The organism is Desulfurellaceae bacterium, assembly GCA_021296095.1.
Classification (GTDB): domain Bacteria; phylum Desulfobacterota; class Binatia; order Bin18; family Bin18; genus JAAXHF01.
In genome coordinates this window covers 40,776-47,598 of record JAGWBB010000051.1, presented here as the reverse complement: position 1 = coordinate 47,598, position 6,823 = coordinate 40,776, and the positions used below count along the sequence as shown (strand labels likewise).

Below are 6,823 nucleotides of genomic sequence, written 5' to 3'. Positions count from 1 at the left end.
CGCCCATAATCGGACAATCCTGTTTTGTCAATCTTCGCAAAACCGGTTTCTTTTTCCTTGTGGTGGGAGTAGACACCAAAACAAAGGAGGGGCGTATGAAAAAGACAAGCCGCCTGCAAGAGCTGTTTCAGCAAGAGCAGATTTTTGTGATCGCCGGAGGGGGGTGTGCGCTACACGCCAAGATGGTCGAGGCGTGTGGCTTTGAGTGCGCCTATATGTCGGGCGCCCTGACCACAGCCCATGTCCTGGGCCTGCCCGACGCGGGGCTGATCACGATGACCGAAATGGTCCAGAACGCCGGGCGGATGGCCAACGCCATCTCCCTGCCGCTCATCTCGGACTCCGACCAGGGCTTTGGCAATGCGGTCAACGTGCGCCGGACCGTCCAGTCCTTTATCCAGGCTGGAGTGGCCGGCATTCACATCGAGGACCAGCCCTTCCCCAAGCGCTGTGGCTTTGTCAAAGGTAAGGAAATCATTCCGCTCGAGGAGGCGGTCGGAAAGTACCGGGCGGCGGTCGAGGCCAAGCGGGAACTGGACCCCGACTTCGTGATCATCGCCCGGTGCGATGCCCGCACCGCTGTGGGCGGCGGCTTGGAGGAGGCGTTGACCCGGATGAAAGCCTTCAAGCGGGCGGGCGTGGATGTGGTCTACTTTGAGGCGCCGCAGTCCCTGGAGGAAGTGAAAATCGTGCGCCAGGAGATCGAAGGCCCGCTGATGGCCACGGTCGTGGCCATCAAGCCGTCACCGCCGCTGGAGGAGCTGCAACAGCTGGGGCTGAGCGCAGCCTTTTATCCCGCCCTGGCCGCCTTTGCCGGGATGATCGCCTCGTGGGACTTTCTCCAGGATTTTCAGCGGCGGGGTGTCGAGGCGGAACAGGAGTTCCTCCAGCGGACCAAGGATCACCCCCTGGGCGGCCTGCGTTTCTTTGACCTAGTGGGATTCCCCGAGGTACGGGAATGGGAGGAAAAATACCTGCCCCAGGAGCAGCTGAGCAAGTACGAACAGTCCCTGGGCCTGTACGACCCGACAGACAAGGCCAGCCTGGGCCGCTGAGTCGGGGGTTTCGCGCACACATGTAAGGAGGTGCACTATGGACCGGATGGACCACCGACAACTCGTAGAAGCCAAGCTGTCAGAAGTCGGCATCACGCTGAGCAATGAGGACCTTGAACAGCTCACCACAGCCTATGCCACCCTGCTCGAATGGGAAGCTGTGGTGCAGGGCATGGTGCGACCGGAGACCGAACCGGCTCTGATTTTCAAGGCAAAAGTGGAGGGCTGAAGCATGACACACCACAGCTCGGATCTCGCTTTCCTGTCGCTGGCTGAGGCGGCTGATCTGATCAAAAGCGGACAACTCTCGCCCGTTGAGCTGACGCAAGCCATGCTGGAACGCATTGCGGCGCTCGACTCGCAGGTCCACGCCTACGTCACCGTCTTTGCCGAAGAGGCGCTGGCCGCCGCCCAGGAGGCCGAACAACAAATCCAGGCGGGGCACTATAAGGGGCCGTTACACGGCATTCCGCTGGCCGTCAAAGACATCTATGAGGCCGGCCGCACGACCGGCGGCTCAAAGTTACGCACAGACTATACCGCCGAGCAGGACTGCACGACGGTGGCGAAACTCAAGGACGCCGGCGGACTGCTGCTTGGCAAACTGGCAACCTACGAATTTGCGGCTGGCTTACCGACGCTGAGTTCACATTTCCAACCGGCCCGCAACCCGTGGAACCTCGAGTATGATCCAGGCGGATCGAGCAGCGGTTCGGGAGCAGCGCTGGCTGCCGGACTGATTTTTGGGGCGCTGGGGAGTGATACGGGCGGCTCCATCCGCTGGCCGGCGTTCTGCTGCGGTATTGTCGGCATGAAGGCCACCTATGGCCGAGTGAGCCGGGTCGGCGTGTTCCCCCTGTCGTGGAATCTCGACCATACCGGCCCCATGACCCGGACCGTTCGGGACAATGCCCTCATGCTCCAGGCCTGTGCCGGTTACGATCCCCTCGATCCAGCCTCGGCCAATATCCCCGTGCCCAATTTCAGTGAGAAGCTGGGACACGATATCAAGGGCCTGCGTCTCGGTATTCCCCGTACGCTCTTCCAAGACACCTGTGGGGAGGAGATTCTCGACGCCTTCAATGCCGCCGTAGCCCAGATGGAAACGCTGGGGGCTGAGATCGTCGATGTGGACTCCGTCACCCATGCCGAACTCCAGGCAACGTTCTGGCCGCTCACCTGTGCTGACGCGGCCGCCTATCATCTGGCCGACATGCAGACCCAGGCTGAGGACTATAATCCCGACCTGCGCCTCATACTGGCGCTCGGAAATTTGGTCAGAGGCACGAGCTATCTGCAATGTCAGCGCGTGCGGGAGCAAATCCGCACGCACATGCTGCGGCAGTTGGAGACGGTTGATGTGTTCATGCTGCCCACCACCGGGGTGATGCCGGCGCCGATCCGGTCGGAGTCGCCCGGCCTGTATCTGATGGCGCCGGACTTCGCTATTTATACGCCGTTGTTCAATCTGACGGGCTTCCCGGCCCTGGCTCTGCCGTGCGGCGTGAGTAGCGCTGGGCTGCCGATTGGCTTCCAGCTGGCGGGGCGGCCGTTTGATGAGACAACGGTTTTCCAGGTCGGCCATGCCTACGAACAGGCGGCGGGATGGCACGAGCGACACCCGACACTGTAGCGCGCCGGGCAAGACTCGTGCGTCATGACTCCTCAATGCGTGGCTAGGGTCGTTTGAGCGACAGCCCCATCGGGTGGATACGCGCGGCGTATCCACCCTGAACTCTCAATCGAAATGGTACACCCGGGCGGCATTGCCCCCGGCAATCTTGGCCTTCTCCGCCTCGCTACACTCGGCCAGGACCTCTTCCAACACTTGTCGCGAGCGTGGAAAGGTACATTCTGGGTGCGGGTAATCTGATCCCCACATGAGGTTATCGACGCCAATCAGGTGCCGGTCGCGGATGCCCAGGGCATCTTCCTGGAAGCTCAGAAACACATTGCGATGGAAATAATCGCTGGGCAGCAGGTCGGTCTTGAACTTCCGCCACGCTGTGCTTTGAGCGCGCTGGGTATAGGTGTAATCGAGCCGGTCCAGAAAATGCGGCACCCACGACAGCTCCTGCTCTATCGAGCCGATCTGGAGCCTGGGATAGCGCTCGAAGACACCGCCGAAAATGATAGAGGCCAGGGACATGCGCACCCAATGGTCGATGTTGGTGAGAAAAGCCGGATCGAAGGCTTCCAGATCCAAGGTCGGGTTCCGCGAGGTGGACCGGTTGGTGGCAACGTGGAGGCTTAAAGGCATGGCCAAGTCCTGAGCCGCAGCCCACAGCGGTTCATACTCCGGCAAGTTGTAGCTCCTGCCTGCGGGTGGAGCCACGGTGATCATGGCTCCCGCAAGTCCGAGCCTGGCACACCGGGTGAGTTCGCTCACGCCCTCGTGAACATCATCGAGGTTGAGCATCGCAATGCCTTTGATCCGGTCAGGAAACGGTCGGCAGAAATCGGCCAGCCAGTTGTTATAGGCTCGACACAGGGCCGACAGCAGTTCGCTATCGGGGACGCTGTACAGCAATAAGCCCTGACTCGGATACACGATACTCGCCTGCACCCCATCCAACTCCATGTCCTTGAGGTGCTCTGCGGGAATGTAGCCCCCCGGCCGCACGTTTTCCATTTTATCGGCCATAGTAAGCGTCTCGGGTGCGTCAAACCGCTTGCCGGCTTGGGAGCCGCCCGACCCCCCACTCACTCCTTTCATGCCCTCACACACCCACCAGTCGGTGTCATCTTCCGCGCGATGGACAACATGTGGGGCACGGTCCCTGAACTTCGACTCCACCCGGCTGGTCCACAAATCCGGGGGCTCAAAGACATGGCTATCGGATGAAATGACTCTGTAATTTCCCATTTGCATTCCTCCTGACTGGTTACCCATCTGTGAGATATAGTCCGGCAATGAAACAGTGCTCTCAGCCAAAGAATTATAGGACTCGGCTTGCGGACCTTGCAAGGTTTTTTGCGACGCAGTCTTGCCGGCTTGACAAACCACCGGCGATGACAGGACAATCTCGGGGACACAGACCATAAGGAGGTCAGTATGCTCGGAGCTGTCGCACATGTAGGTATCACCGTCCCGGATATGGACCAAGCCATTGCCTTCTATCAGGACGTATTGGGGCTGAAAGTGATTGGCGATTTCAGTGTCGAGGGGGAAGAGATCAGCGATATGATCCAGGTGCCTGGCACAAAGGTGCGGTCGGTCTTCCTGCGCAACGAAGACGACCACCGCAGCGCCCCGGTTGAATTGCTGTGCTTCAGCGAATCCGCCCGACAGGGTGGACAGCCGTATGAGGGCCTCACCCACAACGGAATTACCGAGATTGCCTTCTGGGTCAAAGATATTGACAAGACCTACGAGGCGCTGCGCAGCCACGGCGTGGAGTTTTACTCGCGCCCGCAGACGTTCAGCCTCGAGGGCTATGGCACGGCCAAGGCGGTGTATTGCAAAGACCCGTTTGGCACAACCCTCGAACTCATGCAGATGGTCAAGGACTAGGAACGGGTGGCGCGGGAGGGAAAGCCCCCCGCGTTCGGCCCTCAATCACTTCCCGCTCTCTGAGGCGGCCGATCTGCTCCCAGGAATAGTCCGGCAGTCGGCCCTGCCGGGCTTGCATCCCGGCTTGGGAGGGCTATTGTTCTTCCCGGCCTTCACACCACAGGAAAGGAGAACAGTATGAAATTGTATGATTGCCAAATGGCCCCTAACCCACGTCGGGTGCGTGTCTTTCTGGCGGAAAAGGGGGTCGATATTCCGAAGACCGAGGTGAGTATCATCGAAGGAGAAAACCTCAAGCCGGAATACCTGGCGGTGAATCCGCGCGGCCTGCTGCCCACGCTTGAACTCGACGACGGGAGCCGCATTGACGAGACCATCGCGATTTGCCGCTATATCGAGGAGACGCAGCCGGAGCCCAACCTCATGGGCCGGGACGCCTTGGAGAAGGCCCGGATCGAGTCGTGGCAGCGCCATATGGAATTCGACGGCCTCAATCCTACGGGCGAAATGTTTCGCAACTCGTTTGACCCTTTTAAGAATCGGGGGCTGCCCGGTCTGGAGAATGTCCAGGCCATTCCCGAACTGGCCGCCCGGGGGAAGGCCGGCGTCGAGCGTTTTTATGAGCGCTTGGAACACCGCCTCAGCCAGAGCACCTATATTGCCGGAGAACGGTACACGATTGCCGATATCACCGCGCTGTGTGTGGTCGATTTTGCCAGTTTTGCCAAGATGGGCATTCCCGAGGCCAATACCAACACCAAGCGCTGGCACGCGGACGTTTCCTCACGACCGAGCGCCAAGGCGTAGTCACTCCCTCTGACCGAAGACCGCCGGCCGCAGGGTGTCGTCCAAGCGTGTCTGCCGGCCCCTGCGGCGTCTGTCGCGTTCAACGATTCGGGGGCGCATATCGCTCGCCGGACGCGCCTTTGCAAACCACTCGTCGTCGAGTTCACAAGCTTTGGCGGGGGAGGAGAAGCCCTCCTCCCCACCAGGCGCTAAATCACTTCCTGCTCTCTGAGCTGACCGATCTGCTCCCAGGAATAGCCCAGCAGATCGAGCAGAATCTGCTCCGAGTGCTCGCCAAACTCGGGCGCCGGCGCCTTGGGGTCGGCCGGGGTTTCGCTTAGGATGAGCGGCGAGCCGACAATCTTGCTCGGTCCCCAGGACGGATGGTCGTAATCGACCACATAGTCGTTGTCGATCATCTGCTGATCGTCGGGCAGGTCGTTGATGCTGTTGACGATGGTATAGATGAAGTCGCCGCCGCCTTTCAGGATGGTCATCCACTCGTCACGCGGTTTGCCGGCCCAGATCTCGTCCAGAATGGCGATCAACTCCTTGGCGTTCTTGCCCCGAGCCCGCATGGTCTCAAAACGCGAATCGTTCTCCAGGTGGGCGATGCCCAGCGCCGTGCAGAAATCCGACCAGTAGCGGTCGGCCTGTGGCATGGCCAGGCAGATCCATTTGTCATCCTGACACTTGTAGTGATTCCACAGCGGGTTGACCGCCTCGGTCCGATAAAAGCGCTTGAACTCCTTGCCCAGGGTCAGCCGGCAGGCCAGGTTCAGGCCCTGGAGGGCCATCATGCTGCCCAGGTGGGAGGTGTTCACCTCCTGGCCGACGCCCAGGCGCTCCCGCGCCAGCAGGGCCACGACGATCCCGTGGGCGAGCATGATGGCGCCCATCTGGTCGGCAATACCGCCGGTGATGTTCATCGGGTCCATGTCTGGCTCACCGACCGTGTTCATGATCCCCGAGCGGGCCAGGCCCATGTAGTCAAACGACGGCTCGCCCGAATCCGGTCCGCTCGGGCCGTAGCCGGTCGCGCTGGCATAGATCAGCTGGGGATTGTGGCGGGACAGGGTCGGGTAATCGACGCCGAGCTTGGCCGCCACGCCCTTACGAAAATTCTGGACAAACACGTCGGATTTCTCGACCAGTTGATACACGATCTCCCGCGCCTCGGGTTTTTTGAGGTCGAGGGTCAGGCTTTTTTTCTGGCGGTTGTTGGCCTCAAAGTAGTAGTTGCGTTTTGTGCCGCCGGTCTTGCTGCCGGCAATCTGCATCACCCCCCGGCCGGGGTCGCCACCGACCCGCTCTTCGATTTTGATCACCTCGGCCCCCAGGTCGCCGAGCATCATGGTGAATCGTCCAGTCCAGCACCCGAATACCATCCAGAGGTCTCGCCATGTTTGTGCCCTCCTTTATCGCAAGACGGAATACCACCGGACTCTAGCACAGGCCGCCGACCGGA

At 60.5% G+C, this 6,823-nt stretch carries 7 protein-coding genes; 5 read left to right on the top strand and 2 right to left on the bottom strand.

Annotated features, from left to right (window positions below):
- Positions 1 to 95: 95 nt before the first annotated feature.
- The 3 genes from J4F42_13355 to J4F42_13345 are packed head-to-tail and all read left to right on the top strand — an operon-like array spanning position 96 to position 2,688.
- Positions 96 to 1,055, top strand: a complete 960-nt coding sequence (locus tag J4F42_13355; GenBank protein MCE2486497.1) for an isocitrate lyase/PEP mutase family protein — start codon at positions 96 to 98, stop codon at positions 1,053 to 1,055.
- 37 nt (positions 1,056 to 1,092) lie between these two features.
- Positions 1,093 to 1,284: a hypothetical protein gene (locus J4F42_13350; protein ID MCE2486496.1), complete on the top strand. Its 192-nt coding sequence runs from the start codon at positions 1,093 to 1,095 to the stop codon at positions 1,282 to 1,284.
- 3 nt (positions 1,285 to 1,287) lie between these two features.
- Positions 1,288 to 2,688 (top strand): amidase, encoded by a 1,401-nt coding sequence (locus J4F42_13345; protein ID MCE2486495.1) that lies wholly within the window; start codon positions 1,288 to 1,290, stop codon positions 2,686 to 2,688.
- Positions 2,689 to 2,793: 105 nt separating this feature from the next.
- Here the strand turns inward: J4F42_13345 and J4F42_13340 are convergent, their stop codons facing one another.
- Positions 2,794 to 3,921 carry an amidohydrolase gene (locus J4F42_13340; protein ID MCE2486494.1) on the bottom strand — a complete coding sequence of 376 codons (1,128 nt, stop codon included), beginning with the start codon at positions 3,919 to 3,921 and terminating at the stop codon, positions 2,794 to 2,796.
- A gap of 189 nt (positions 3,922 to 4,110) precedes the next feature.
- Between J4F42_13340 and J4F42_13335 the strand changes: the two genes are divergently transcribed.
- Together J4F42_13335 and J4F42_13330 are read left to right on the top strand one after the other, a co-directional pair.
- Positions 4,111 to 4,569, top strand: coding sequence for a VOC family protein (locus tag J4F42_13335; protein ID MCE2486493.1), 459 nt, complete (start codon positions 4,111 to 4,113; stop codon positions 4,567 to 4,569).
- Positions 4,570 to 4,746: 177 nt separating this feature from the next.
- Positions 4,747 to 5,376: a glutathione S-transferase gene (locus J4F42_13330; protein ID MCE2486492.1), complete on the top strand. Its 630-nt coding sequence runs from the start codon at positions 4,747 to 4,749 to the stop codon at positions 5,374 to 5,376.
- A 188-nt stretch (positions 5,377 to 5,564) separates the two neighbouring features.
- Here J4F42_13330 and J4F42_13325 read toward each other — a convergent pair whose 3' ends face one another.
- The gene (locus tag J4F42_13325) at positions 5,565 to 6,710 is read right to left on the bottom strand and encodes a CoA transferase (GenBank protein ID MCE2486491.1); all 1,146 of its coding nucleotides are present in this window, start codon (positions 6,708 to 6,710) and stop codon (positions 5,565 to 5,567) included.
- Positions 6,711 to 6,823: the final 113 nt, after the last annotated feature.